This is a genomic window from Streptomyces sp. NPDC020996 (genome assembly GCF_040641355.1).
GTDB lineage: Bacteria > Actinomycetota > Actinomycetes > Streptomycetales > Streptomycetaceae > Streptomyces.
Genome location: NZ_JBFADM010000011.1, coordinates 66,573 through 91,090, shown reverse-complemented (window position 1 = coordinate 91,090; position 24,518 = coordinate 66,573). Strand labels below are relative to the sequence as shown.

24 protein-coding genes and 1 tRNA gene are annotated in these 24,518 nt (G+C 73.4%); 9 read left to right on the top strand and 16 right to left on the bottom strand.

Going from position 1 to position 24,518, the window contains the following annotated elements; genetic code table 11:
- Position 1: 1 nt before the first annotated feature.
- Positions 2–529, top strand: a complete 528-nt coding sequence (locus AB0G63_RS11010; protein ID WP_360747839.1) for an NUDIX hydrolase family protein — start codon at positions 2–4, stop codon at positions 527–529.
- A gap of 3 nt (positions 530–532) precedes the next feature.
- Here the strand turns inward: AB0G63_RS11010 and AB0G63_RS11005 are convergent, their stop codons facing one another.
- From AB0G63_RS11005 to AB0G63_RS10990, 4 genes are all read right to left on the bottom strand, one after another.
- Positions 533–865: a DUF2218 domain-containing protein gene (locus AB0G63_RS11005; RefSeq protein ID WP_360747633.1), complete on the bottom strand. Its 333-nt coding sequence runs from the start codon at positions 863–865 to the stop codon at positions 533–535.
- A gap of 219 nt (positions 866–1,084) precedes the next feature.
- Entirely contained in the window at positions 1,085–2,086 is a 1,002-nt protein-coding gene (locus tag AB0G63_RS11000; protein ID WP_360747630.1) for an aldo/keto reductase, read from the bottom strand.
- Positions 2,087–2,185: 99 nt separating this feature from the next.
- On the bottom strand, positions 2,186–2,848 hold the full coding sequence (locus AB0G63_RS10995; protein WP_360747627.1) for an NUDIX domain-containing protein: 663 nt from the start codon (positions 2,846–2,848) through the stop codon (positions 2,186–2,188).
- Between the two features lie 86 nt (positions 2,849–2,934).
- Complete coding sequence (locus AB0G63_RS10990) at positions 2,935–3,429, bottom strand: PaaI family thioesterase (RefSeq protein WP_360747624.1); 495 nt, start codon at positions 3,427–3,429, stop codon at positions 2,935–2,937.
- A gap of 100 nt (positions 3,430–3,529) precedes the next feature.
- Between AB0G63_RS10990 and AB0G63_RS10985 the strand changes: the two genes are divergently transcribed.
- Entirely contained in the window at positions 3,530–3,997 is a 468-nt protein-coding gene (locus tag AB0G63_RS10985) for a helix-turn-helix domain-containing protein (protein WP_360747621.1), read from the top strand.
- Positions 3,998–4,097: 100 nt separating this feature from the next.
- A complete protein-coding gene (locus AB0G63_RS10980) occupies positions 4,098–5,378 on the top strand; it encodes a hypothetical protein (protein ID WP_360747618.1) in 1,281 nt (426 codons plus the stop codon).
- A gap of 105 nt (positions 5,379–5,483) precedes the next feature.
- On the opposite strand, the gene AB0G63_RS10975 is transcribed toward AB0G63_RS10980, so the two are convergent.
- The 8 genes from AB0G63_RS10975 to AB0G63_RS10940 form a co-directional block, all read right to left on the bottom strand.
- Entirely contained in the window at positions 5,484–5,945 is a 462-nt protein-coding gene (locus tag AB0G63_RS10975) for a hypothetical protein (protein ID WP_360747615.1), read from the bottom strand.
- Position 5,946: 1 nt separating this feature from the next.
- Positions 5,947–7,530, bottom strand: coding sequence for a long-chain fatty acid--CoA ligase (locus AB0G63_RS10970; protein WP_360747612.1), 1,584 nt, complete (start codon positions 7,528–7,530; stop codon positions 5,947–5,949).
- A gap of 278 nt (positions 7,531–7,808) precedes the next feature.
- The gene (gene hcaB, locus AB0G63_RS10965; RefSeq protein WP_360747609.1) at positions 7,809–8,645 is read right to left on the bottom strand and encodes a 3-(cis-5,6-dihydroxycyclohexa-1,3-dien-1-yl)propanoate dehydrogenase; all 837 of its coding nucleotides are present in this window, start codon (positions 8,643–8,645) and stop codon (positions 7,809–7,811) included.
- Positions 8,642–9,508: an alpha/beta fold hydrolase gene (locus AB0G63_RS10960; protein WP_360747606.1), complete on the bottom strand. Its 867-nt coding sequence runs from the start codon at positions 9,506–9,508 to the stop codon at positions 8,642–8,644. Before AB0G63_RS10960 ends, hcaB begins: the two co-directional genes overlap by 4 nt.
- A 178-nt stretch (positions 9,509–9,686) precedes the next feature.
- Positions 9,687–10,262 (bottom strand): 3-phenylpropionate/cinnamic acid dioxygenase subunit beta, encoded by a 576-nt coding sequence (locus AB0G63_RS10955; RefSeq protein ID WP_360747603.1) that lies wholly within the window; start codon positions 10,260–10,262, stop codon positions 9,687–9,689.
- Between the two features lie 37 nt (positions 10,263–10,299).
- Entirely contained in the window at positions 10,300–11,514 is a 1,215-nt protein-coding gene (locus AB0G63_RS10950) for an FAD-dependent oxidoreductase (RefSeq protein WP_360747600.1), read from the bottom strand.
- A complete protein-coding gene (locus AB0G63_RS10945; RefSeq protein ID WP_360747597.1) occupies positions 11,511–11,846 on the bottom strand; it encodes a non-heme iron oxygenase ferredoxin subunit in 336 nt (111 codons plus the stop codon). The genes AB0G63_RS10950 and AB0G63_RS10945 overlap by 4 nt, the downstream gene beginning before the upstream one ends.
- Positions 11,843–13,204 carry an SRPBCC family protein gene (locus AB0G63_RS10940; protein WP_360747594.1) on the bottom strand — a complete coding sequence of 454 codons (1,362 nt, stop codon included), beginning with the start codon at positions 13,202–13,204 and terminating at the stop codon, positions 11,843–11,845. The genes AB0G63_RS10945 and AB0G63_RS10940 overlap by 4 nt, the downstream gene beginning before the upstream one ends.
- 102 nt (positions 13,205–13,306) lie before the next feature.
- Between AB0G63_RS10940 and AB0G63_RS10935 the strand changes: the two genes are divergently transcribed.
- The 3 genes from AB0G63_RS10935 to AB0G63_RS10925 are packed head-to-tail and all read left to right on the top strand — an operon-like array spanning position 13,307 to position 16,079.
- Positions 13,307–14,290 carry a zinc-binding dehydrogenase gene (locus AB0G63_RS10935; RefSeq protein ID WP_360747591.1) on the top strand — a complete coding sequence of 328 codons (984 nt, stop codon included), beginning with the start codon at positions 13,307–13,309 and terminating at the stop codon, positions 14,288–14,290.
- Between the two features lie 11 nt (positions 14,291–14,301).
- Positions 14,302–15,249: a 3-carboxyethylcatechol 2,3-dioxygenase gene (locus AB0G63_RS10930; RefSeq protein ID WP_360747588.1), complete on the top strand. Its 948-nt coding sequence runs from the start codon at positions 14,302–14,304 to the stop codon at positions 15,247–15,249.
- Complete coding sequence (locus tag AB0G63_RS10925) at positions 15,249–16,079, top strand: fumarylacetoacetate hydrolase family protein (protein WP_360747585.1); 831 nt, start codon at positions 15,249–15,251, stop codon at positions 16,077–16,079. The genes AB0G63_RS10930 and AB0G63_RS10925 overlap by 1 nt, the downstream gene beginning before the upstream one ends.
- Before the next feature lie 714 nt (positions 16,080–16,793).
- Here AB0G63_RS10925 and AB0G63_RS10920 read toward each other — a convergent pair.
- Entirely contained in the window at positions 16,794–17,624 is an 831-nt protein-coding gene (locus AB0G63_RS10920) for an IclR family transcriptional regulator (RefSeq protein ID WP_360747582.1), read from the bottom strand.
- Positions 17,625–17,734: 110 nt separating this feature from the next.
- On the opposite strand from AB0G63_RS10920, the gene AB0G63_RS10915 reads away from it, so the two are divergent.
- Positions 17,735–18,361 carry an XRE family transcriptional regulator gene (locus AB0G63_RS10915; protein ID WP_360747579.1) on the top strand — a complete coding sequence of 209 codons (627 nt, stop codon included), beginning with the start codon at positions 17,735–17,737 and terminating at the stop codon, positions 18,359–18,361.
- A gap of 15 nt (positions 18,362–18,376) precedes the next feature.
- On the opposite strand, the gene AB0G63_RS10910 is transcribed toward AB0G63_RS10915, so the two are convergent.
- Both AB0G63_RS10910 and AB0G63_RS10905 read right to left on the bottom strand, forming a co-directional pair.
- Positions 18,377–21,070, bottom strand: a complete 2,694-nt coding sequence (locus AB0G63_RS10910; protein ID WP_360747576.1) for a family 78 glycoside hydrolase catalytic domain — start codon at positions 21,068–21,070, stop codon at positions 18,377–18,379.
- Positions 21,071–21,095: 25 nt separating this feature from the next.
- Positions 21,096–22,679 (bottom strand): MFS transporter, encoded by a 1,584-nt coding sequence (locus tag AB0G63_RS10905; protein WP_360747573.1) that lies wholly within the window; start codon positions 22,677–22,679, stop codon positions 21,096–21,098.
- Between the two features lie 171 nt (positions 22,680–22,850).
- On the opposite strand from AB0G63_RS10905, the gene AB0G63_RS10900 reads away from it, so the two are divergent.
- Positions 22,851–23,483 carry a TetR/AcrR family transcriptional regulator gene (locus AB0G63_RS10900; RefSeq protein ID WP_360747570.1) on the top strand — a complete coding sequence of 211 codons (633 nt, stop codon included), beginning with the start codon at positions 22,851–22,853 and terminating at the stop codon, positions 23,481–23,483.
- Between the two features lie 97 nt (positions 23,484–23,580).
- Here AB0G63_RS10900 and AB0G63_RS10895 read toward each other — a convergent pair.
- Positions 23,581–23,654, bottom strand: a tRNA-Pro gene (locus AB0G63_RS10895).
- A 156-nt stretch (positions 23,655–23,810) separates the two neighbouring features.
- On the opposite strand from AB0G63_RS10895, the gene AB0G63_RS10890 reads away from it, so the two are divergent.
- Positions 23,811–24,518 (top strand): transketolase, encoded by a 708-nt coding sequence (locus AB0G63_RS10890; RefSeq protein ID WP_360747567.1) that lies wholly within the window; start codon positions 23,811–23,813, stop codon positions 24,516–24,518.

Here is a 24,518-nt window from a genome sequence, read left to right as displayed (position 1 = left end):
CATGACCGACACCACACCGGGCTGGCTGAGCCCCGACGAACTCGAGATGGCGCGCGCCCGCATGCCGATCCTGTACGTCGAGGCCGTGCCCGTACGCGTCGACGACAGCGGCGAAGTCACCAGCGTCGGCCTCCTGCTGCGGATCGGACCGGACGGCACGGTCAGCCGGACCCTGGTCTCCGGCCGGGTACTGCACCACGAACGCGTCCGGGACGCCCTGCTGCGCCATCTGGAGAAGGACCTCGGTCCGGTGGCGCTGCCCCGCGTCCCGGCCTCGCTGCAGCCCTTCACGGTCGCGGAGTACTTCCCGACGCAGGGCGTCACGCCCTACCACGACCCGCGCCAGCACGCGGTGTCGCTGGCCTACGTCGTTCCGGTCACCGGCGACTGCCGCCCGCGCCAGGACGCTCTGGACCTGGTCTGGTTCAGCCCGCAGGAGGCCCTGTCGCCGGCGGTGCAGAGCGAGATGCCGGGCGGCCACGGGATGCTGCTGAAGCAGGCCCTGGCCCACGTGGGCTGCGCGCTCTGACGGTCAGGCGGTGTCCTCCGCCTTGCGCTGGGTGGTGCCGGGCTCGCCGGTGTCGCGGTGCCATTCGACGACCAGTTCGTCCTTGGCGCCGAAGCGGACCAGGTGACGGCCGACGACGTCCTCCAGCCGGGCCAGGTGCTCGGCGTCGGCGTCGACCGCCAGCAGCAGCGCCCCGTCGGCCGCGGTGAGGGAACCGGTCCCGTCCTGGAAGACCAGGCTGCCCACGCCCGTCTCCTCGTCCCAGTTCGTCGTGGAGCGCCGGCCCAGGTGGGAGGCGAGCTGTTTGGCGTAGCGGTGCGGGCGGTCGGTGCGGACGCGGGCTTCGGAACGGGCCATCGGGGGCTCCCGGGTGTGGGTGGACGGTACGGGTCGAGGGTGCCGGACGGGGGCCCGGAAGGCCCCCGCGCCACCCGTCGCATGCCGCAAGGTACGGATGCCCGCCGCGGCGCGGTCGGTGCGCCGCGCCGTGGTCCGCCTGCCGCGGCTCGGTCGGTGCACGCGGTGCGGCGATGTGGCGGTGCACGCGCGGTCGGTGCGGCGGTGCACGCGGTGCGGTCAGTGGGCGCGTCGCGGTCGGTGGGCCGCGTCGAGCCTGGCTCGCTGGTCCGGTGTCAGTTCCAGGTCGACGGCGGCCAGGCTCTCCTCGATCTGGGCCACGGAGGACGCGCCGACCAGCGGGACGACCGGCAGGTCGCCGCCCAGCTGCCAGGCCAGTACGACCTGGTTGGGGGTCGCCCCGGTCTCCCGGGCCACCTCCCGCAGGGCCGCCAGGCGGGCCGGGGTGCCGGGGTGGTCGTACTCGGACGGCAGCCGGTCCGGGCGGACGTAGCTGCCCTTGAGGAGGGGCGAGTAGGCGACCAGGGTCAGCGCGGGCTCGGCCCGCAGGTAGCTCAGCGTCTCGGGGCCCACCGCGCCGAGGCTGCCGTCGGGGAAGAGGCCGCCGGGCACGTCGGTGCGGGGCCGCAGGTAGCTGTGCTCGTACTGGAGCACCTCGTAGCCGGGCAGTGCGGCCGCGGCGGCGAGGGCGCGGGCCCGTTCCACGCGCCACACGGCGTGGTTGCTGACGCCGAGCAGGCCGACGGCGCCCTCGGCGACCAGCTCCGCGAAGCCCTCGACGGTCTCGCGCAGCGGGACGGTGGTGTCCTCGATGTGGGCGTAGAGGAGGTCCAGCCGGTCCACGCCGAGGCGTTCGCGGCTGCGCTCGGCGGCCTCGCGGATCACCTTGGCGGACAGGCCCTCCGGGTTGTCGACGTAGCCGGTGCCAGGCGCGAGGGGGCGGGCGCCGAGCTTGGTGGCGATGACGATCTCGTCGCCGGCGCCGCGGCTGCGCCGCCACCGGCCGAGGAGGTGCTCGCTGTGGCCGCCCTGGCTCCCGTCGGTCCAGAAGGCGTAGTTGTCGGACGTGTCGATGAAGTTCCCGCCGGCCTCGACGTACCGGTCGAGCACGGCGAAGGACGTCTCCTCGTCCGTCTGTGAGCCGAACAGCATCGCGCCGAGCGCGAGGACGCTCACCTCGCGGCGGGTGCGCGGATCGGTTCCGACGGTGCGGTACCTCATGGTGCTGCCTCCCGTACGCGCCCGGGTCTCCGGGCACGCACGGGAGTCTTCAGCTTGGAGTGCACGCGAAGTCAAGCCGGTCGGTGATCCGATCGGCGGTCACTTGCTGAACGGGCCCTCCAGTGCGGCCCATTGGAGCAGCATGATGGTCTTGGCGTCGTTGATCTCGCCGGTACGGATCATCTCCAGGGCCCGGCGGAAGGGCAGTTCGACGATCTCGATGTCCTCGCCCTCCTCGTCGAGGCCGCCGCCCTGGTGGGTGCGGGTGGCGGGGCCGTAGGCGGCGGCGTAGAAGCTGACGCGCTCGGTGACCGAGCCGGGGCTCATGTAGACGTCGAAGACGTGCCGGACCTCGCCGATGGTGTGCCCGGTCTCCTCCACCACCTCGCGGCGGACGGCGAGTTCGGGGTGCTCGTGCTCGTCGTCGAGGAGACCGCCCGGGGTCTCGATCAGCATGCCGTCGGGGTGTCCGTTGACGTACACCGGGAACCGGAACTGCCGGGTGAGCAGCACGGTTTCGCGTTCGGCGTCGTACAGCAGCATGGTGGCGCCGTTGCCGCGGTCGTGCGTCTCGCGTTCCTGGGTGATCCAGGTGCCGTCGGCGCGCCGGAGGTCGAAGGTGGTGGTGCGCTCCACGTACCAGTGGCTGGACAGCAGTTTCACGTCCCGCACCTTCACGCGCGGGTTGCCGGTCAGGTCGAGGCCGGTCCGGTGGAGGCCGGTGCGGCCGCGGCGGTCGGGGGTGTCGATGCCGGCGGTCATCGGACACCGGTCGCACGGGATGCGGGGCGGGAGTTGCTCATGGTCCGCTTCTATCACGACCGGCCCGGCGGGCTCGCCGGACGACGTCAGGGCGTGGGCAGCGGGAAGATCATGCAGGTGCTGGTGGCGTGCGCGAGCAGGCGGTCCGATCCGTCGAGCAGGCGCGCCTCGGCGAGTGCCGTGCGCCGGCCGCCGCTGAGGACGCTGCCGACGGCGCGGACCTTGCCGGTGTCGACGGTGACCGGGCGCAGGAACTTCACGGCGATGTCGACCGAGGTGTACCCGGTGCCCGGTGGGAGGGTGGACTGGACGGCGCAGCCGGCCGCCGAGTCGAGCATGGTCGCGTACATCCCGCCGTGGACGCTGCCGATGGGGTTGTAGTGCTCCTCGCCCGGCACCAGGGAGAACACCGCGTGCCCGTGGTCGACCTCCTCCAGGTCCATGCCCAGGGTGGCGGCGACCGGCGGCGCGGGCAGCCGCCCGGCGAGGATGTCCCGCAGGAACTCCAGGCCCGAGGCCCGGCCCACGGCGGCCGCCGTGACCGCCGGGTCCTGCCAGTCGTACGTACGAGACCGTTCCATGTCTCCGCTCCATCCTCATCTGGCTCTGTTCGATGAAGCTAGCTTCGGCGTGAGCTGGCTGTCAATGACAAAGCCAGGGTGCCTGCCTACGATGGCCCCCATGGAGTGGCTGGAGATGAGCACGGAGAACTGCACGGTTCAGCGCACGCTCGACCTGATCGGCGAGAAGTGGACCCTGCTCCTCCTGCGCGACGCCTTCAACGGGGTCCGCCGCTTCGACGACTTCCGGCGCCATGTCGGGCTGTCCGACGCGGTCCTCGCCGCCCGGCTGCGCAAGCTGGTCGCGGCCGGGATCCTCAGGACGGCGCCGTACCGGGAGCAGGGCAGCCGGACCCGGCACGAGTACCGGCTGACCGCCAAGGGCCGCGACCTGTGGCCCATCCTGGTGGCCCTGCGGCAGTGGGGCGAGACGCACGCGGCGAACCCGGAGGGGCCGGTGCTGGACATCAGGCACGACGACTGCGGCGCCCCCGTGCGCGTGGTCGTGGAGTGCGCCGACGAGCGCACGGCGCTGTCCCCGGCCGATGTCACGGTCTCGCCGGGGCCCGCCGCGCGCCCCCAACTCTGAGGCCCGCTACAACCGTTGGGGCCAGGCGGAGGTCTCATGAACGGAACCGCCGTTCTCCCGCGGTTCCTCCGACCGCCGCCGACGCTTCACAGGGGACCTCATGTTCCGTTCCGCCCCCGGCCGCCGCACCCTCCGCCGGTGCACGGGAGCGATGGGGGCCGCCGCCCTCGTCGCACTGGCCGCAGGACCCGCCGCCGCCGACGATCCCGCGCCCGGCCTGGCGCTGAGCGGGATCGCCCCGATCGACGGGGTCCGGCCGGGCGGCACCGTACCGGTGCCCGCGAGTTTCACGAACACGGGCGCCGAGGCGCTGGAGAAGGTCTATCTGTCGTACTCCGTCACCCGCGGGCTGAGCCACACCGAACTGCCCTCCAACTGCCTCCGCTACGAGGTCTCCTCCTTCGACGAGGCGCCGAGCAAGTCGGTCGCGGTCTGCGAGTTCGACCAGCGGGTGGAGCCCGGCACCGTCTACGCGCCCGAGAAGGCGCTGACCCTGAAGGCGCTCGACCACGCGCTGTACGACGACCTCCGCGTCGTCGTCGCCGCCGACGACCCCGCTCCCGGGGACGGCGCCGCCGCGCCCGTGCGCGGGACCGGCCCCGCGCTGCGGCTGGCCGATCTGCCCGACGCCACGCCCGCCCCGGGCGGCACCGCGGAGCACCCCGGCTGGGACGCGGCCGACGTGCGGGTGACCTCGGTGAACACCGCCGACTTCCGGGTGACCGGGGCCGAGCTGACGGGGCGGGTCGGGGACACGGTGGGCCTGGAGGTGAAGTTCACCAACGACGGTCCGGGCTGGGTGCTGCGGGACCTGGGCACGCCCGCGACCGAGGTGCGCGTCACGATGCCCGCCGGCACGACGGTGACGAAGACCCCCGGCTTCTGCGACAAGGTACGGGCCGGCGCGTACAGCTGCGGCACCGCGCAGTCCTGGGTCGACGAGGGCGGCGGCGAGACGTACGCCTTCAGGCTGCGGATCGACAAGGCGGTGCCGGGGGCCGAGGGCTCGGTGAAGCTCGCCGGCGCGGCCCGGCCGTTCGACGAGGACAAGGCCGACGACTCGGCCCGCATCGTGCTCGACGTCACCGGCGGCGGCACGGGTGGCTCCACCGGCGGTACCGGCGGCTCCGCGGGCGGCTCGGCCGGCGGCTCCACCGGCGGCGACGGCGGCTCGGGGTCCACCGGGTCCACCGGCTCCTCGGGGTCCACCGGCTCCACGGGCTCCTCGGGGTCCACCGGTGGCTCCGCCACGACCCCGGACGGCAGTCTGGCGAGCACCGGTTCGGGTTCGGCGCTGCCCCTCGCGGGTGCGGCCGCGGGAGCCGTGGCGATCGGCGCGGGCGCCGTGTTCGCGGCGCGCCGACGCGCGAATCGACGGTGACGGCCGGTCGGCCCCACGGACAGGACGGGTGCGCGCGCTGCGGCCCCGTTGCGCGGCGGAGGAGCCGGCCCGCGAGGCGGTGCCGGCTCCACGCTCCGGCGCCGGTCAGGCGCCCGGTACCCGGTCCAGGTCGATGTCCGTGCCGGTGACCCAGTCCGGCTCGGTGACCAGGAGGCCGAGCTCCTGCCGTCCGAGGTCGACGTCGACGACGTACCGGAACCCCGCCGCCTCGGCCGCCGTGCGTGCGGCCGGGTCGCCCGCGGGCACGGCGTGCACGACGCGGCGGCACTCCGGGTCCGCGCGCAGCACGGCGTCCGCGAGGACGCGCAGCAGGGCGGGCAGCAGCGCGCGGGGGCAGTCGTCGCCGACCCGCACCTCCACGTCGTGCGCGCTGACGGGGTAGCTGTCGCGCAGCCGTCCCGCGGCGCAGCGCTCCAGCCGTACCTCGACGCGCGCACCGTCGCCGGCCACCAGCAGGTCGGCCGAGTGGCGTCTGCGGGATTCCCGCAGCACCTCCCAGCCCGCCCCGAGCGCCGGTCCTGCGGGAAGCGCGGGCACCGTGATCATGTCAGTTCTCCTCGGTCGCCAGACGTCGGATGACGGTCTTGTCGAGCTTGCCGGAGGCGTTCCTCGGCACCGCCGGAACGAGCTTGAGACGCCTGGGCAGCTTGTAGCGGGCCAGCTGGTCGCCCGCGTAGGCGCGGATGTCCTCCAGGGTGATCACGGTGTCCCCGGTGACGGTGACCACGGCGGCGACCGCCTCGCCCCACTGCTCGTCGGCGACCCCGACCACGGCGACGTCCACGACGCCCGGCATGGACGACACGACGCGCTCCACCTCCGCCGGGTAGACGTTCTCGCCGCCGCTGATGATCATGTCCTTCAGCCGGTCGACGATGAAGAGGTAGCCGTCCTCGTCGAGGTAGCCGATGTCGCCGGAGTGGAACCAGCCCTCGTCGTCGAAGGCGGCGCGGGTGGCCTCGGGGTCGTTCCAGTAGCCGGCGGTGACGTTGGGGCCGCGGACCACGACCTCGCCGGGTTCGAAGGGCTTGACCGGCTCGTTGGTGACGCTGTCGACGACCCGCACCTCGGTGTAGGGCATGGGGATGCCCGCGGAGCCCAGCTTGTCCAGGGTGTGCTCGGCCGGCAGGTGGGTGGCGAAGGGCGCGGTCTCCGTCAGGCCCCAGGCCTGCTGGAGCAGGACGCCGTGGTCGGCGTACTGCTGGACCAGCGAGGGGGGAACCGGCGCGCCCGCGACGACCACGGCCCGCAGCTCGCTGAGGTCCCGGTCGAACGCCCCGGGGACGCGGGCCAGCGCGGTGAACATCTGCGGGACGCCGAACATCGAGTTGACGCGGTGGGTGACCAGGTCGTCCAGGCACTGCTCCGGGTCGAAGGCGCGCCGCACGACGACGGTGCCGCCGCGCACCAGGGTGCGCAGCACGAAGCTGTTGAGGGCGCCGATGTGGAACAGCGGGGCGGCGGCGTAGGTGACGTCGCCGCGCCGGGTGTCCAGCCGCATCTCGACGTTGACGGAGTTCCACCAGGCGTTGCCGTGGGTGAGGACGACGCCCTTGGGGGTTCCCGTGGTGCCGGAGGTGAACATCAGGATCGCCGGGTCGTCGGCGCCCTTCGGCACGAGGACCGGGCTCGGCGGCGCGGCCTCGATCAGCGGGGACCAGGGCTCCCAGCCCTCCGCCTGGCCGGCCGGGACCTCGGGGTCGTCGTCGATCAGCAGGAAACGCGTCAGCTGCGTCGCCGCGCGCACGGCTTCGACGCCGGCCCGGTGGCCCTCCTCGCAGACCACGACGCGGGCCCCGCTCTTGGCCAGGACGCGCTCCAGCTCCGGCTCGGCGAGCCGGAAGTTCACCGGGACGTACACCGCGCCGATCCGGAAGACGGCCAGCATCGTGACGAGGAACGCCGTGCTGTTGAGACCGAGGTAGGCGACGCGGTCGCCCTCCCCGACACCGCCGGAGGCCAGCACGCTCGCCAGGCGCGCCGACCGGTCGTCGAGTTCGGCGTAGGTGAGGTCTCCCCCCGCGTAGCGCACGACCACGCTGTCGCCCTGGTGGCGTGCGTTGCGGGCGACCGCGGCGGCCGGGTTGAGGTCGACCCGCAGGCCGGAGTTGCGGGGGTGGGGTCTTGTCACGGTCGGCTCCTCGTTGAGCATCGTCGAGTCGGAGGATCGTCGGGGCCTCGACGGCATCGGGTCATCAGGGGATCGAGGGGTCAAGCAGGTCTGAGATCGGCAGGTCAGCAGGTCAGCAGGTGAGCGATCGGCAGGTCTCAGGTCGGCAGGTCTCAGGTCGGCAGGTCAGGGGTCGGCTGGTCGTGTCGACGGGGATCTCGTCGACGGCGGGACGCGTCGTGCGGGGACGCGTCCCCCCGGGGTTGTCCGTCAGCCGCTCGTCCGTGCGGCTGCGGTCGTCACAGGTGGTCGCCGCCGGCCGCACTGCCGAATCCGCGGACGCCGATACCGCCGTCCACGGAGATCGCGTGGCCGGTGATGGGTCCGCTCTGGTCGCGCGCCGCGAGCAGCACGTACGGGCCGGTGAAGTCCCGCGGGTCCGTGCTGGAGTCGTGCAGCGGAATGGGCGGGGGCGGGGTGTCGGGGCCGCGCTTGGCGAAGGACGCGCCGATCGAACGCCCGTCCAGGGACAAGGACTCCGGGCCGCGCAGGTCGGTGTTCATGCCCCCGCAGGCGACGCCGTTGACGCGCACCTTGGGGGCCAGCTCGTAGGCGAGTTCCCGCATCAGGCCCAGGCACGCGTGCTTGCTGGCGGTGTACAGGGGCCCGCCGCCGTTGACGTAGAAGGAGGCGTTGGACAGCGTCATGACGATGCTGCCGCGGGTCTTGACCAGCTCCGGCCAGGCCGCCTCGGCGGCCAGCAGATAGCCCTTGACGTTGATGGAGAAGATCTCGTCGAACGCGGTGTCGAGCTCCTTGGCGCCGAGCCGGGTCAGCTGGCGCTGGTAGTCCCACACGCCGGCGTTGGCGACGAGCGTGTCCAGCTTGCCGAACCGGTCGACCGTCTCGGCCACGGCCCGGTGCAGCGCGTCGGAGTCGCGCACGTCGGCGGTGACCGGGTGGACGCGGGAGGGGTCGGCGGCGCCGCGCACGACGTCGTCGAGCTGGTCGGCGTCCCGGCCCAGGACCGTGACGGACGCGCCCTCGGCGAGGAAGCGCTCGGCGACGGCGCGGCCGATACCGGAACCGCCGCCGGTGATCAGAACGGCGTACCCGTCCAGCCAGCCGCCGCTCATCGCTGCTCCGCCAGGAAGCCGGTGACCAGCTCCTCGAACTCGCGCTGCCGCTCCAGCTGCACCCAGTGGCCGCAGCGGCCGAACACGTGCAGCTGCACGTCGCGGATCTGCTTCAGCATGAGCTGGGCGCCGTCGAGGGTGATGGTGCGGTCGTCGCGGCCCCACAGCAGCAGCGTCGGCGCCTTGATCTTGTGCAGGTCGCGCCAGAGCGGGTCCATGCCGCCGCGCTTGGCGAAGGCCGCGTTGTAGAGGTGGTAGAAGGCGATGTGGCTGTCGTCGAGGGACGCCTCGTAGCGGGCGCGCACCACGTCCTCGCCGAACTGCTTGTGGTCGAAGACCATGGTGCGGATGAACGCGGCCATCTTCTTCTCGCTGGGCCCGCCGCCGTTGTAGTAGCGGAACATCTCCTTCTGCCCCTCGGTGGGGGTGGGGCCGAAGGGCAGCCAGCCGCCGCCGGGGGCCATCAGCACCAGGCGCGTGACGCGGTCCGGGCGCTGCTGCGCCATGGCGATCGCGGCCGCGCCGCCGAGGCTGTTGCCGAGCAGGTGGAAGGTGTCGATGCCGAGCGAGTCGAGGGCCTGGTACAGGGCGTCGACCGTGATCTGCGTGATCGACCGCTCCGCCAGGTCCTCCTCGGTCGGACGGTAGCTGGCGCCGAAGCCGGGCTGGTCGGGCAGGACGACGCGGAAGTGCCGGGCCAGCTCGGGGAGGTTCTGGTGGTAGTTGCTGACGCCGGACGCTCCCGGTCCGCCGCCGTGCAGCATCACCAGCACCGGGCCTTCACCGGTCTCGGCCACGGCGATCTCGCCCAGCGAGGTCGCCACACGGTGGTGCTTGAGTTCGAGGTCGGTCACGTCGGTCACGGCATTTCCCATCGGAGGAATCAGGACGAAGGGCTCGGAAGAGGGGCTCGGACGAGGGGACGAGGGGCTCGGACGAGGGGACGAGGGGCTCGGACGAGGGGCTCGGACGAGGGGACGAGGGGCTCGGACGAGGGGACGAGGGGCTCGGACGAGGGGACGAGGGGCTCGGACGAGGGGCTCAGAAGAAGGTGGAGATGTTCTTCGCCTGAAGGATGTTCTGGTCGAGCAGGATGGTCCGGCGTGCCACACGCAGACCGTCCCCGACCCGGCGCAGCACGTCGGTGCGGCTGCCGGCGAACACGTTCTCCTCGCGTTCGAGGCGGTTGCGGTAGACCAGGAACGCGGAGCGCACCTGGAGGTCGTCCTCGGTGAAGTGGGGGTGCTCCGCCGGGTCCACGTGCTGGACCATCACGTTCGTCACCAGATGGCGGGTGCGGGACGGCGGGTCCTCGGACCAGGCCATGCCCGAGTCGAACCGGCGGATGCGCCAGGCCAGGCTGTCCTTGGTCTCGTCGTAGAAGGCCGTGCCGCCGCGCGGGGACACCGACAGCGACTGCTGGCGCCGGAGCCGGTTGGTGCGGGTGGGCGCCCAGTACTCGAGGTCGTCGGCGAGCAGGCCGAGCCAGTCGGCGTAGCGGCCGTCGTCGAGGAGGGCGGCCTCCTCGTAGTAGAACTGCTCGACCTCGAAGTGCGTGTCGCGGTCGGCGCGCTTCCCGGCACGCGACCGGGTCTGCTCGGGGGTGGCGGTGCTCACGGTGTCGTTCGGTCCCTTCTCCACTCGGTGCGGCGCGTCATCCGCGCATCAGGCTGCGCAGGTTCACGGCGGGGTCGGCCAGCTTCCCGGCGTCCGCCGGGACGCGGCGGTCGATCATGCGGCGGGCGGCCCGTACGGCCGTGGAGTCGTCCACGGCGGCGGCCGCGACGACGAATCCGTCGCGCAGGCCGAAGACCGCGAAGGACGGGTCGTCGAAGCCGCCGCGGACGACGGTCGACTCGGCCGCGTCCATGTGGCCGACCGCTTCGACGTGGCGGCCGTGCCGGTCCGTCCAGAACCAGGGGGCCGTCGGCGCGGGCGCCTCGGCGCCCAGCAGGGTGGCGGCGGCGCGGGCTCCGTCGTGCCGGGCGGCCTCCCAGTGCTCGGTACGGGGCAGCAGGACGCCGTCGTGGCGGGTGCGGGCGGGGTCGCCGACCGCGAGCACCGCCGGGTGGGAGGTGACCTGTCCGGCGTCGACCACGATGCCCCGGTCGACCTCCAGGCCGGCCCGCTCGGCGAGTTCGGTGTGCGGGACCATGCCGACGCCGAGGACGACGGCGTCGTACGACCGTGCCGCGGACTCGCCCGCCAGCCGGGCCTCGATGCGCTCGCCGCGGTCGGCGAAGGCTTCGACGCCCGCCTGGACGGCGGTGATCCCGTGCCGGGCGTGCAGGCCGTGCAGCCAGGCGGCCAGGTCCGGGCCGAGCGCGGCGTTGAGCGGGACGGCCACCGGGTCGACCAGGGTGACCTCGCAGCCCAGGCGGAGGGCGGTGGAGGCGACCTCGGCGCCGATCAGGCCGGCGCCGACGACCAGGATGTCGGCGCCGGGCGCCAGCGCGGGGCGCAGCCGGTCGGCGTCCTCGGCGGTGCGCAGCACGTGGACGCGTTCGCTGCCGATGCCGGGGATGGGCGGGCGGGCGGCGGCGCCTCCGGTGGCGAGGACGACCCGGTCGGCGGGCAGCACGGCGCCGTCCGAGAGTTCGACCTTGCCCTCGGCCGGGTGCAGGGCGGTGACGGCGGTGCGGTTCACCAGGCGGACGCGCTGGTCGTCGTACCACTGCGGGGGCTGGAGGGCGATCTGCTCGGTGTTCTTGACGCCGAGCAGGAAGTCCTTCGACAGCGGCGGCCGGTCGTAGGGGAACTCGCCGGGGTCGACGATCGTGACGTCGCCGTCGAAGCCGCCGGCGCGCAGCGCGCCGGCGGTGCTGACGCCGGCGATGCCGCCGCCCACGATGACCACGCGTTCGGTCACGGGGTCTCTCCCGGGAACAGGTAGACCTCGCCGTCGCGGACCTCGACGCGGTGCGGGCAGGCGTTCTTCGTCGCGGGCAGCCCCTGCACCTCGCCGCTCTTGAGGCAGAACTTGCTGGAGTGCAGCGGGCACTCGACGTACCCGTCCTCCACCCAGCCCTCGGCGAGCGAGGCGGTCTCGTGGGTGCAGGTGTCGTCCAGCGCGTACACGCTGTCGTCGGTGTCGCGCAGCAGGGCGATGTTGTCGGCCGTGCCGGTCACGGACTTGTCGATCGCGATGCCTTCGCCCTGGGGGATGTCGTCCAGGGCCGCGACGCGGATGCCGTCGCTCATTTCTGCTCCTCGTGGCGGTTCTCGTGCCAGGCGGGGGTGTTCATCAGTTCGCGCCAGCGCCCGTAGAAGGCGCGGCCCGCCGCGTCGCTGTACAGCTCGCTGGTGGTGCCGGGGTAACGGCCGTCCTCACGCTCGGTGCCCATCCCCATCTGGTAGTTGAGGGCCACGTTGTTGGTGATGAAGCCGTGCGAGATCGCCTGGACCTCGCTCCAGTTCTCGCCGTCGTCCTGCTCGAAGATGCCGCTGGGTCCGAAGGTGCGCAGGTTGTACAGGCGCTGCGCCTCCCGCACCTCCTCGGGCATCGACTTGTCGACGATGGTCCAGGCCCAGACCTCCATCTTGTCGGGGCCCTTGGGGTGCCAGACCCGGATGGAGCCGTTGACCGGCAGGTAGGAGAAGTTGGGGAAGACCGTGGCGTGGCCGTTGGTCAGCGGGCCCTCGACCCGGGCCTCGCCGAGCCGCTCGCGCAGCGCGTCGTAGTCCATCCACTTGTGCACGGTCTGGGCGTCGAAACGGTTCTTCGGGTGCACGGGGAAGCCGGCGCCGTTGCCGTTCGCGTCGGAGTACTGGCGGCCGGTGCGGTGCACGACCTCGTCCTTGGGCTTCTTGCCGGCGGGCGCGAGGACCATGAGCGCGGAGGCGTGGCTCATGATCACGTGGTACCAGTCGGTGGCGAACTGCTCGGCCGCCAGCTTCCAGTTGCCCTCCAGGACCCACTTGTGGACCCCGCCGACGACGACCGTTCCCTGCTCGTCGTGGTCGAGCATGGCGTCCATGTACCAGGCCATGTCGCCGAGCGACTCGCGCAGCGGCACCGGCTCGGGGTTCCAGGTGCCGAAGATCAGGCCGTGGTACGTCTCCACGTGCGGGACCTCGACCAGGCCCCACTTGCCGGAGTCGAAGGACTCCCCGTAGGCGTCCTGGTTGGGGACGCTCACCAGCGCGCCGTCCAGGTTGAAGGACCAGCCGTGGTAGGTGCAGGTGAAGTTGCGGGTGGTGCCGGCGTCGGCGCGGCAGACGCGGGCGCCGCGGTGACGGCAGGAGTTCAGGTAGGCGCGGATCCTGCCCTCGCGGTCGAGGGTGACGATGACCGGGTCCTCGCCCATGTACGTGGTGAAGAAGTCGCCGGGCTTGTGGAACTGGTCGGTGTGCGCGAGGAACAGCCAGCTCGGGGCGAAGACGCGGCGCAGCTCCTGCTTGTACAGGTCCTGGTCGGTGAAGACGACGCGGTCCAGCAGTCCGCCCTCGTTGTCGACGAGGCCGGAGACGTCGATGTTCCGTGCCAGGTCTGCCGGGCGCCGCAGGGCGCCGCTCGGGGCCGTGGTGGCCGCGCCCCGGGGTTCGATCGTCGAGGTCATGGCGGCAAGGGAACAGCAGTCGCCCGGCGGCGAGCCACGCGTCGTTCCGCACAGCGGCACACGCGCTTACGCGGGGCGGGTGACGCGGGAGAGCGTGGCCGCATGCTTGCCGCCACCGCCGTATCCCAGAGCGCGACCGATCCGCTGGCCGGACTCGTGCTCGGCGACGTTCCCCCGCCCGAGCCCCGGCCCGGCTGGTCGGTCGTCCGGGTCGCCGCCTCCTCGCTGAACATGCACGACCTGTGGACGCTGCGCGGCGTCGGTCACCCGCCGGACCGGCTGCCGATCATCCTCGGCTGCGACGCCGCCGGCTGGGACGAGGACGGCAACGAGGTCCTCGTCCACCCCGTCATCGCCGACCCGGACGCCGGGATGGGCGACGAGACCCTCGACCCGGGGCGCGCGCTGCTGTCGGAACAGCACCACGGCGCCTTCGCGGAGTTCCTGTCCGTGCCCACCCGCAACCTGATCCCCAAGCCGTCGTGGCTGTCCTTCGACGAGGCCGCCTGTCTGCCCGTCGCCTGGGGCACCGCCTACCGGATGCTGTTCACCCAGGCGCGGATCCGGGCCGGCGACCGGGTGCTGGTGCAGGGCGCGGGCGGCGGTGTCTCCTCGGCCGCCATCAGGCTGGCCGTGGCCGCGGGCGCGGTCGTCTACGCCACCAGCCGCAGCGAGGAGAAGCGGGCCGAGGCGCTGTCGTGGGGCGCGCGGGCCGTCGTACCGACCGGGGAGCGGCTGCCGGAGCGCGTGGACGTGGTGATCGAGACCGTCGGCGAGGCGACCTGGTCGCACTCGCTGAAGTCCCTGCGCCCCGGTGGCACCGTGGTGATCGCGGGCGCCACCAGCGGCATGAACCCGCCCGCCGACCTGGGCCGCGTCTTCTACCTCCAGCAGCGCGTCCTCGGCTCCACCGGCTGCACGCGCAGTGAGCTGGTGGCCCTGCTGAAGATGATGGACGCCACGGGCGTCCGTCCGGTCATCGACCGCACGCTGCCGCTGGCCGAGATCCACAAGGGCTTCCAGCTCATGATCGACGGCCGGCTCACCGGAAAACTCGTCGTCCATCCCTCCCCCTCGGCCTCCTGAGGAGCACCGTCATGACCGCCGCCGTTGTCGGCCTGTCCCACTCCCCTCTCATCGGCAAGAACGACCCGGCGCCCGACGTCGTCGCGGCCGTGGACGCCGCCGTCGACGAGGCGCGGGCCTTCGTCCGCGCGTTCGACCCGGAGCTGGTCGTGCTGTACGCGCCCGACCACTACAACGGCTTCTTCTACAAGGAGATGCCGCCCTTCTGCCTGGCCACCGAGGCGCACGCGGTCGGCGACTTCGGCTCGTCCGCCGGTCCGCTGTCCGTCGACGCCAAGGCCGCGCAGGCCCTGGCGCGCGGGGTGCTCGACCGGGGCGTCGACCTGACCGTGTCGGCCCGGATGACCGTGGACCACGGCTTCACCCAGCCGCTGGAGGTGCTGTTCGACGGCATCGCCAACGTCCCGGTCGTGCCCGTCTTCGTCAACGGCGTGGCCACCCCGCTCGGCCCGGTCAGCCGCATCCGCGCGCTGGGCACGGCCGTCGGCGAGGCCGCGGCCGAGCTGGACCGGCGGGTGCTGTTCGTCGCCTCCGGCGGTCTGTCCCACGACCCGCCGGTCCCGGTGCTGGAGGGCGCCCCGCCGCGGGTCGCCGACGCCCTCATCGAGGGCCACCCGCCCACGCCGGAGCAGCGGGCGCGCGGCGAGGAGCGCGTCATCCAGGCCGGCCGGGACTACGCGGCGGGCTCGACGCGGATGATCCCCCTCTCCCCGGAGTGGGACAACCTCGTCCTGGACACGCTGGCCGACCGCGGGCGGCTGCCGGAGGTGGACTCCTGGACGGTGGACTGGATGGCCGCCGAGGGCGGCGGTTCCGCGCACGAGGTGCGCACCTGGGTCGCCGCGTTCGCCTCCCTCGCGGCCACCGGCGCCTACCGGATGACCTCCCGCTTCTACACGCCGGTCCCCGAATGGATCGCGGGCTTCGCGGTGGCGACGGCGCAGCAGGAAGCTGGCTGATGACCACGGACCCCCGGGTGATCGACGAGGCCGTGCGCCGGCTGGAGGGCGCGGCCGCCGAGCGACGGCCCTGCGCGCCGGTGCGCGACCTCCTCGGCCGCGAGGACGTCGCGGCCGCCTACGCGGTCCAGCGCGAGCTGACCGCGCGCCGGCTGGCCGGCGGCGCGGTCGTGACGGGCCGCAAGATCGGGCTCACCTCGCCCGCGGTGCAGCGCCAGCTCGGCGTGGACCAGCCGGACTTCGGCGTCCTGTTCGCCGACATGGACGTGTCCGGCGTCGCCGGGCGGGTGCCCGTGTCGCGTCTGCTGCAGCCGAAGGCGGAGGCGGAGATCGCCTTCGTCCTCGGCGCGGACCTCGACGCCGACGGCCTGGACGCGGCCGCGGTCCGCTCGGCGGTCGCGTACGCGGCGCCCGCGCTGGAGATCGTCGACAGCCGCGTCGCGGACTGGGACATCACCATCACCGACACGGTCGCCGACAACGCCTCCAGCGGCCTGTACGTGCTGGGCGCCGAGCGGCTGCCGCTGAGCGCGTTCGAACCCCGCGAGACGACGATGCGGATGTACGCGGACGACGTCCTCGTCTCGGAGGGCGACGGCGCCGCCTGCCTGGGCGACCCGCTGAACGCGCTGGCGTGGCTGGCCCGCACGGCGCGCGAGTACGGCGACCCGCTGCGGGCCGGCCAGGTCGTGCTCTCGGGGGCGCTCGGCCCGATGGCCGTCGTAGTCCCCGGCGTCACCGTGCGCGCCGAGATCTCCGGACTCGGCACGGTGACCGCCGCTTTCACGGACTCCGCGGACCCGGCTCGGTCGGCGTCCATGACGACGTGATCGCCAGCACCACCCCGGACCCGGTGGGGTGAAACCCGCCCCACCCGTGGCGTCAACTTGGCCGGACGGTTTCCGTCGGATGAACGGTACGCGGCGGCGTCGGGCGGATGAGAGAACGGTCACATCGGGCGGGCGGAGCACCGGTCGGCGGGTTTCGGACGGAGGCCGGTCCGGGGTCGGTCCGGGGTCGGCCGGGCATGGAATTCCGTCACCCCGGCTGGGCAACACGCCGTCCGGACGGTACGGCAGGCGTGCGGAGGACCATGTGCCGGCTCGGCGGAACGGGGCAACGTCCGGCCGCCGGGCATGAAGCGGCCCGACGGAGAGCTGGTCGACGGGCGGCGGCGCGAGAGCGCCCGGGGTGTGGGCCCCGATCAGGGCGGATCGACGAGAGACCGCCCCATCCGGCGTCAGGCAGGACCTCGTCGTGTCCGCCGCAAGCTACGCCCGGCCGGGGCGGAGTTTCGGCACCGGCGGCGGGCGGAGCATTCACGTCAGTCGACGGCCGGGGCATTCACGTCAGTCGACGGCCGGGGCATTCACGTCAGTCGACGGCCGGGGCATTCGCGTCAGTCGGCGGCCGGGGCCGTTGCGCCCGGCGTGGAGCGTGATCACGGCAGCCCGGTGGACGCCATCAGCCCTGTCGCTCACGGCAGGCCCCGTCGGCGGTGCGCGGCGCGATCGCGTCGGCCCTCGGAGTGCCGACGCGCGGTGTCACCCCGTCGGCAGGGCGGTGCGCAGGTCGGCCGGGTGGTGGGCGGTGCGGGGGCGGGAGCCGCGGACCGTCCAGGCGCGGGAGGCCGCCGCGGCGAGGCGGCGCATGTCGGCGCTGAGGCGGCGGGGGTCGAACTCGCCGCAGCGGCCGGCCACCGACAGTCCCGCGACCGCACGGCCGGCGTGCCCCAGGACGGGGACGGCCACGCAGTTCAGGCCGCGCTGGCTCTCCTGGTCGTCGTAGCCGACGCCGGTGCGGCGGATCCGCTCCAGTTCGGCGGCGAGCGCGTCCGGGTCGGTGATCGTGTGCTCGGTGAAGCGCCGCAGGGGCGTGGAGGTCACCTGGGCCGCGGCGCGGGAGTCGTAGGCCAGCAGCACCTTGCCGACGGCCGTGGCGTGCGCGGGCAGCCGGCCGCCGATGCGGGAGGGGACCGGGGCCGGCCGGTGACCGTAGAGCTTGGCCAGGTAGACCACGTCGGTGCCGTGCAGCACGGAGAGGTGGACGGTCTGCCGGGTCAGTTCGTACAGGTCGGTCAGGAAGGGCAGGAGCACGTCGCGGATGCCCTCGTACCCCGGGGCGTACACCGCGCGCCCCAGGTCGTGCAGGCGTTCGCCGAGCCGGTAGTCGGTGCCGACCCGCTCCACGACCCCGTTGCGCTCCAGCATGCCGAGCACCCGGTACGCGGTCGACTTGCTCAGCTGCGCCCGCCGGGCGAGCTCGCTCACGCCTACCCCGCTGCTCGCCCGGTCGCCGAAGGCGATGAGAAGACTGATCGCCTTGTCGACGGCGGCCCGGTCGTCCCGGGACGTGCTGGCGACGGGGGAGGTCATGGTTGGCTCACCTCAGTTTCGAGGGGTCCGCGTCAATTTGAGTACACGGTGTGGAAACATTTACGTGACACAGGATGCGAGCCGGGCGGCGGTTCGTCAACAATGACAACATGCACATTAAAAGTGACGCCCTGGCCCGCGAGAACGAGCTCGTGGCCCGCAACGTCCGGCGCTTCCGGCTGGAGCGGGCCATGTCCCTGGGCGACCTCGCCCGCCGCTCGGGCTTGTCGAAGCAGACCCTGTCGAAGATCGAGCAGGGCTCGGGCAACCCCACCGTGGAGACGCTCTCCCTGCTGGGCGCGGCCCTCGACATGCCGGCCCGGCGCCTGCTCACCGAGTGGGGCACCCCGGTCTACGTCCAGCGGCACGCCGAGGGCGAGTGGAGCGACGCCCGCGGCTGGTCGGAGCGCCTGCTCGACGAGACGTACGGCTCCGGCTACGTCCGCACGCTGTCCCTGCGCATGGAGCGCACGGCCGGCGAGCCCGCGGTCGTCGAACCGCACTCGCCTGGCACCCTGCACCACGTCTACGTGATCACGGGCAAGGTCCGCACGGGGCCGGTGGTGGAGCCGGTGGACCTGGCGGCCGGGGACTTCGCCCGCTTCCCGGGCGACGTCCCGCATCACTTCTCCTGCCTGACCGACCGGGCCACCGTGCACATGGTCACCACGGTGCCGCAGATCCGCCGGGCGCGGCCGACCGTCGTGAAGGGCGGCGCCCCCGGCGAGGACGGCTAGGACCGGCGGCCGCTCTCACAAGTGGGCGTCGAAGCGGTGGACGCCGGGGCCCGCGACGGTCCGGGTGCCTCCGGGCAGGCGGACCTCGGCCTCGGTGCCCGGCGGCACCTCCACCGTCAGGGCGAAGCTGTCGCCGTGCCGCTCCCAGGCGGAGCGGATCGTGCCGTGCGGGCAGTCGTGACGGGCCGACGCCGAGGTCAGGCCGCCGCCCGGCCGCGGGGCGACGACGAAGCGCCGGTACCCCGCGCCGGCCGCGGCGATGTCATCGGGGTCGACGGAGCAGTCGACGGGGTCGTCGGGCAAGCGTATGCCGGCGACGCACTGGTGGAGGAAGGAGACCACGGCGCCCTTGCTGTAGTGGTTGTACGACATCTTGGGGCGGCCGTGTTCGTCGGTGCCCTCCCAGTCCTCCCAGATGGTGGTCGCCCCCTTGTCGATCATGGCGAGCCAGGAGGGCGGGGTGTCCCGCAGCAGGAGCTCGTAGGCGAGGTCGAGGTGGCCGTGGTCGGCGAGCACCGGCAGCAGCAGCGCGGTGCTGAGGAACCCGGTGGACAGCTGGGTCCCGGCCGCGCGGACCAGTTCCGCCAGCCGGTCGGCCGCGCGGGGGCGCAGGTGGGGCGGGACCAGTCCGAAGGCGAGCGCGCGGACGAGGGTGGCCTGGGTGTCGGGGACGGTGGCGCCGTCGGCGGTGAGGTACTCGTGCCGCCAGGCGGCGCGGGCGCCGTCGGCGACGCGGCGGTAGCGGGTGGCGTCGTCGCGGTGGCCGAGGAGGGCGGCGACGCGGGCGAGCAGGCCCGCCGAGCGGAACAGGTAGGCGGTGGCCACGTCACCGCGGTCGCGGGCGGGGTCCAGGTCGGGGGCCACGCCGGGTTCGAGCCATTCGCCGAAGTGGAAGCCGGTGTCCCACAGGAACTCCTCGTGCGCCGCCGGGTGCGGGCGGGCGGCGGCCCGGTCCGGGTGGCGGCGGGTGCGGGCCTGCCCGGCGGCGTACTCGACCCAGGCGCGCATGGACGGGTACTGCTCGCGCAGCAGGTCCAGGTCGCCGTAGGCGCGGTAGATCTCCCAGGGCACGATGACGGCCGCGTCGCCCCAGCCCGCCGAGCCGTTCAGGCCGCCCTCGGCGGACGCGCGGCGGCCGGCCTCGCCCGCAGGGTCGGGCACGAAGTTGGGGACGACGCCGTCCGCCCACTGGTCGGCGGCCAGGTCGCGCAGCCACTTGGCGGTGAACCCGGCGACGTCGTAGAGGAAGGCGGCGGTCGGCACGAACACCTGCCAGTCGCCGGTCCAGGCGGCCCGCTCGCGCTGCGGGCAGTCGGTGGGCACGTCGCACGCGTTGCCGCGCAGGCTCCACACGGCGGCCTCGTGCAGCCGGTCGACGCGGGCGTCGCTGCAGGTGAACCAGCCGGTGCGGGTCAAGTCGGTGTGGACGACGACGCCGGTGACGTCGTCGGCGGTCAGCGGGCCGGGATGGCCCTCGACGCGCACGTAGCGGAACCCGTGGGTGGTGTGGCGGGGTTCGAACACCTCGCCCGCGCGGCCGGCGGAGACGACCGTGTCGACCTGGCCCGCCGGCAACGGACGGCGGGTGGCCCAGTCGAAGGCCCGGATGTTGTCGGTGGTGACGTCGCCGTCCTGGTCCAGGACCTCGCCGTGGACCAGGGTCAGGCGGGTGCCGGCCGGGCCGAGGCCGGACAGCCGGACCCAGCCGTTGATGTTCTGCCCGAGGTCCACGACGTGGCGGCCCGGCCGCGGTTCGCTCACCCGTACCGGCCGGATCTCCGCCACCCGCCGTACGGGCGGCGCGATGGGGCCGGTCAGGCGGGTGAGGTCGGCGTACAGGCCGCCCTCAGCGGGGCGGGCCTTGTCCCAGCCGCCGTCGTCGAAGCCCGGGTCCGCCCAGCGCGGATCGTACGCGCGCAGATCGGTGTGCTGACCGTCCATCAGGTCGGCGGCGAGGACGGCGCCGCGGGCGCTGCGCCAGTCGGTTCCGGTGCCGATCGTGGTGCGGGTGCCGTCGGTGTGCGTCACCACCAGCTGCACGAGCAGGGCGGTGCGGGTGCCGAACCCGTCCGCCTCGCGGGCGAAGCCGTGCCGGCCGCGGAACCAGCCGTCGGAGAGCACCGCGCCGATCGCGTTGTCGCCGGTGGCGAGCAGGCCGGTGACGTCGTAGGTCTGCACCTGCAGCCGGGAGCGGTAGGAGGTGAAGCCGGGGGTGAGCTCGGCGTCGCCGACGCGGTGGCCGTTGAGGAAGAGTTCGTAGACGCCGTGCGCGGTGGCGTGGACGCGGGCGGTCCGTACGGGCCTGCCGAGGCCGAAGCCGTGGCGCAGGAGGTGGGCCGGGCGGTGGCCGGGCGCGGCCGGCTCGGTCTCCGCGGGTTCGATCCAGTGGGCCCGCCAGTCGTCGGGGCGCAGCAGGCCGGTCTCCCACCAGGACGGCTCCGACCAGTCGCTCTCGCCGAGGTCGGTCCACACCTTCACGCGCCACTCGGTGCGGGTGGCGGAGGCCGGGGCGGGACCGCCGTAGCGCACGTAGGTGTTGACGGGTGAATCGACCCGCCCCGAGTCCCAGTCGCCCGCCCGGACACGGTGGGCGAGCTGGCGTGTGGCGCCGCGCGGCAGCCGCCAGGACAGACGGGGCCTCGGCTCGGACGTGCCGAGCGGGCGGTCGAGGTGGTCCACACGCAGGTGGGTGGGGCGGGTCGAGGACACGGGGTTCCTTCCGGGGTGCGGTCGCTCAGGCGGCGGGCGCGGCGGGCGCGGGAGCCGGTGCGGCCTGGGCGTCGGGGTCGGCCTGGGCGGTCTCCGAGGGGCGGCGCAGCCGCGGTATGGCGAGGGAGACGAGCAGGCCCACGGTGACGACGGCGGCCATCGCCAGGTAGCCGTGGGTGAACGCCCGGTCCTGGTAGAAGGCGGTGCCCTGCACCACGGTGGAGTCGGCCGCCAGCACGGTGAAGAGGAGCTGGCTGGTCAGGGTGAGGAACACCTGGGTCAGCAGGGAGGACATGCCGTTGGCGGCGGCCTGCTCCTCGGGCGAGACGACCGACACGATCATGGCCTGCTGGCCGGACATCAGGATGCCGCCGCCCAGGCCCATCACCACGCCGGTGACGATGATCTCGGTGGCGTCGCGGTGGAGGAACGCGGCCAGCACCATGCCGGCGGTGAGGATCACCAGGCCGAGGTACCAGACGGTACGGGGGCTGACCTTGCGGACGGCGTTGCCCACGGCGACGCCCGCGGCGAAGGTGACCAGTCCCGCGGGGATGCCGACCACCGCGTTGTGGGTGGTGGTCCAGCCCAGGCCGTCGGAGACGTGCGGGATGGCGGGGAACAGGGCGAGGAAGATCAGGATCGTCTGCGAGGCGAAGTAGGCGGCCTGCGGCACGGAGGATCCGATGAGGACCGTCGCCACCGGGCGGCGTCCGAGCATCCGCAGGTCGAGGATCGGGGCGGCGACCTTCAGTTCCAGGACGGCGAAGACGGCGAGCGCGGCCGCTCCCCCGGCCAGCGGGCCGACGACTCCCGCGGAGGTCCAGCCCCAGTCGCGGCCCTGTCCGAGCGCGAAGACGACGAGGGCGAGGCCGCCGCCGAGCAGGCAGGCTCCCGGCCAGTCGAGCCTGCCGACGGCGGCCCGGCGCGGCGTCTCCGGCACGCACAGCAGCATCGCGATGGCCACGACGGTCGAGCCGACGAGGAACCACAGCGCGCCGCGCCAGCCGAAGGCGTCCAGCAGCCAGCCGGACAGCAGCGGGGTGAGCAGGGCGAGCACGCCCACCGAGCCGGCCACGGTGCCCAGCGCGACGGCCACCTTCCGGGGCGGGAAGAGGTCACGGACCGCGGCGAGCACCAGGACGGCGACCGGTCCGTACAGGCCGCCGATCACCCGGCCGGCGACCATGGCGGGATAGCTCGGGGCGAGGACGGTGATCATGTCGCCGACCAGGCCGGCGGCCGCCAGTACGAGCATGACGCGGCGCTTGCCGTAGGTGTCGCCCAGCCGCACCGCGAACGGCGTCGCCACGATCGTGGCCAGGGTGAACGCCAGACCGAACCAGGCGATCCGGGTGGTGTGGAAGTGCTGGGCGATCTGCGGCTGCGCGTTGGCGGCGACGATGCCCGCCACCACCAGGAGCTGGCCGGGCCAGATCAGCGCGGTGAGCCTGCGCAGTTCGGCGGCGCTCCAGCGCTCGGTGCCGGTGGTGGCGGTCGTCGGGCCGGTGGTGACAGCCGTCGGGCCGGTGGTGACAGCCGTCGGGCCGGTGGCGGGTGCCTGCTGGGAGGCGGTCCGCGGCCGCGCCGGGTCGGGCGAAGTGTTCATGGTCGCTCCGGGGGGAGGTCGGCGCTTCGTCACGCCGAGGTTTCCGGACGATGATGCGCAGCGAAAACCGAGTGCACTAGGTTTTTGTAGAGTGATCCAGGTCACATCACTACGCCGGTCCGGCGCCACCCGGACGTTCGCGTGCCCCGCCGAGTGGTTACGGTGAGCCCCATGACCAGCAGCACCCGGGGCCCGCGCGGCAGTTACTCGGTCGGCATCGCCAGACGCCGGAAGATCGTCCAGGCGGCGGCGGAGCGGTTCGCACAGGAGGGGTACCACCGCACCGCGCTGAGCCGAATCGCCGAGGACGTCGGCATCACCGAGGGCGGCCTGCTGCACCACTTCCGCAGCAAGAAACACCTGCTGCTGGCCGTCATGGAGCACCGCTTCGCCACCGAGGCGGAGTGGTGGGCGCGGCTGCCGGAGGACGCCGGCGGGACGGACGTGCTGCGCGCCATGGTCGCGGCCACCGAACGCCACCTGGCCGAACCGGGCCTCATCGAACTGTTCGTGCTCACCTCGGCGGAGGCCGCCGACCCCACCAGCGCGGCGCACACCCTCTTCGCCGACCGCTACCGGCGCGCGATCGACGAACTCGCCCACCTCTTCCGGCTGGCCGTGGAACGCGGCACGCTGCGCGAGGACACCGACTGCGCCGCGGTCGCCCGGGAGTGCATCGCCGTCAGCGACGGCCTGCAACTGCAGTGGGTCATCTCCCAGGGCTCCCTCGACCTGGCCGACGCCGTGCGCCTGCACGCCGACCGCATCGCCCGCACGATCACGCCCGACGGCCGGGGGCTGTGATCCTGCCCGCGGGAGCGTCCCGGTCCCGCGGGAAGCCGGTGTGCGGGAACGCGAAAAGGGCCCCGCAGGCTTTCGCCTGCGCAGGCCCTCCGCACCGTCGGGACGACAGGATTTGAACCTGCGACCCCTTGACCCCCAGTCAAGTGCGCTACCAAGCTGCGCCACGTCCCGGTGCCCGTCTGACCTGGGGTTTCCCCTGGCCGAGCGCGCAGAAGAACAATACCGCACTCGGCTCGGTGATCGCGCACCGCTTTTCGTCCCCGGGCCGCAGCTACGTTTCCTGCCGAAGTTGACCTCAAGTTGGGTTGAGGTTGCACGATCGATTGCATGACGATCACCCACGCACATCGGCACATGTACACGTACGAGGACCTGCCCCGGCTGATGGGGCTGATGACGGGCGACGAGAAGCACGGCCCGGCGGCGACGTCCACGCTGGACGCACTATGGGTGCTGTACGACCGCGTGCTGCGGGTGACCCCGGAGCGCGCCGGAGATCCGGAGCGGGACCGGTTCCTGCTGTCCAAGGGACACGGGCCGATGGCGTACTACGCGGTGCTGGCCGCGAAGGGCTTCGTGCCCGTGGAGTGGCTGCCGGGCTTCGGCTCCTACGACTCCCCGCTCGGGCACCACCCCGACCGGTTGCTCGTGCCGGGCGCCGAGATCGGCAGCGGGTCGCTCGGGCACGGGCTGCCGATCGCCGTCGGCACGGCGCTGGGGCTGCGCGCGCAGGGCCTGCACGAGCCGCGCGTCTGGGTGCTGATCGGGGACGCCGAGCTGGACGAGGGCAGCAATCACGAGGCGATCGCCTTCGCCGGACCGGCCGGCCTCGGGCAGCTGCACACGGTCGTCGTCGACAACGCCTCCGCCAGCCACGCCCGGCCGGGCGGCATCGCGGCCCGCTTCGAGGCCGCGGGCTGGTCCGCGGTCACCGTCGACGGCCGCGACCACCAGGCGCTGTACGACGCGTTCACCGCCCCGCATCCGGGCCGCCCGCACGTGGTGGTCGCCCGGGTGGAGCCGAAGTACTCCTGA

Excerpts from the sequence above, each read along its gene's own strand:
- AB0G63_RS11010 (WP_360747839.1), top strand. The coding sequence starts at position 2 with ATGACCGACACCACACCGGGCTGGCTGAGCCCCGACGAACTCGAGATG.
- AB0G63_RS11005 (WP_360747633.1), bottom strand. The coding sequence starts at position 865 with ATGGCCCGTTCCGAAGCCCGCGTCCGCACCGACCGCCCGCACCGCTAC.
- AB0G63_RS11000 (WP_360747630.1), bottom strand. The coding sequence starts at position 2,086 with ATGAGGTACCGCACCGTCGGAACCGATCCGCGCACCCGCCGCGAGGTG.
- AB0G63_RS10995 (WP_360747627.1), bottom strand. The coding sequence starts at position 2,848 with ATGACCGCCGGCATCGACACCCCCGACCGCCGCGGCCGCACCGGCCTC.
- AB0G63_RS10990 (WP_360747624.1), bottom strand. The coding sequence starts at position 3,429 with ATGGAACGGTCTCGTACGTACGACTGGCAGGACCCGGCGGTCACGGCG.
- AB0G63_RS10985 (WP_360747621.1), top strand. The coding sequence starts at position 3,530 with ATGGAGTGGCTGGAGATGAGCACGGAGAACTGCACGGTTCAGCGCACG.
- AB0G63_RS10980 (WP_360747618.1), top strand. The coding sequence starts at position 4,098 with ATGTTCCGTTCCGCCCCCGGCCGCCGCACCCTCCGCCGGTGCACGGGA.
- AB0G63_RS10975 (WP_360747615.1), bottom strand. The coding sequence starts at position 5,945 with ATGATCACGGTGCCCGCGCTTCCCGCAGGACCGGCGCTCGGGGCGGGC.
- hcaB (WP_360747609.1), bottom strand. The coding sequence starts at position 8,645 with ATGAGCGGCGGCTGGCTGGACGGGTACGCCGTTCTGATCACCGGCGGC.
- AB0G63_RS10945 (WP_360747597.1), bottom strand. The coding sequence starts at position 11,846 with ATGAGCGACGGCATCCGCGTCGCGGCCCTGGACGACATCCCCCAGGGC.
- AB0G63_RS10940 (WP_360747594.1), bottom strand. The coding sequence starts at position 13,204 with ATGACCTCGACGATCGAACCCCGGGGCGCGGCCACCACGGCCCCGAGC.
- AB0G63_RS10935 (WP_360747591.1), top strand. The coding sequence starts at position 13,307 with ATGCTTGCCGCCACCGCCGTATCCCAGAGCGCGACCGATCCGCTGGCC.
- AB0G63_RS10930 (WP_360747588.1), top strand. The coding sequence starts at position 14,302 with ATGACCGCCGCCGTTGTCGGCCTGTCCCACTCCCCTCTCATCGGCAAG.
- AB0G63_RS10925 (WP_360747585.1), top strand. The coding sequence starts at position 15,249 with ATGACCACGGACCCCCGGGTGATCGACGAGGCCGTGCGCCGGCTGGAG.
- AB0G63_RS10920 (WP_360747582.1), bottom strand. The coding sequence starts at position 17,624 with ATGACCTCCCCCGTCGCCAGCACGTCCCGGGACGACCGGGCCGCCGTC.
- AB0G63_RS10915 (WP_360747579.1), top strand. The coding sequence starts at position 17,735 with ATGCACATTAAAAGTGACGCCCTGGCCCGCGAGAACGAGCTCGTGGCC.
- AB0G63_RS10905 (WP_360747573.1), bottom strand. The coding sequence starts at position 22,679 with ATGAACACTTCGCCCGACCCGGCGCGGCCGCGGACCGCCTCCCAGCAG.
- AB0G63_RS10900 (WP_360747570.1), top strand. The coding sequence starts at position 22,851 with ATGACCAGCAGCACCCGGGGCCCGCGCGGCAGTTACTCGGTCGGCATC.
- AB0G63_RS10890 (WP_360747567.1), top strand. The coding sequence starts at position 23,811 with ATGACGATCACCCACGCACATCGGCACATGTACACGTACGAGGACCTG.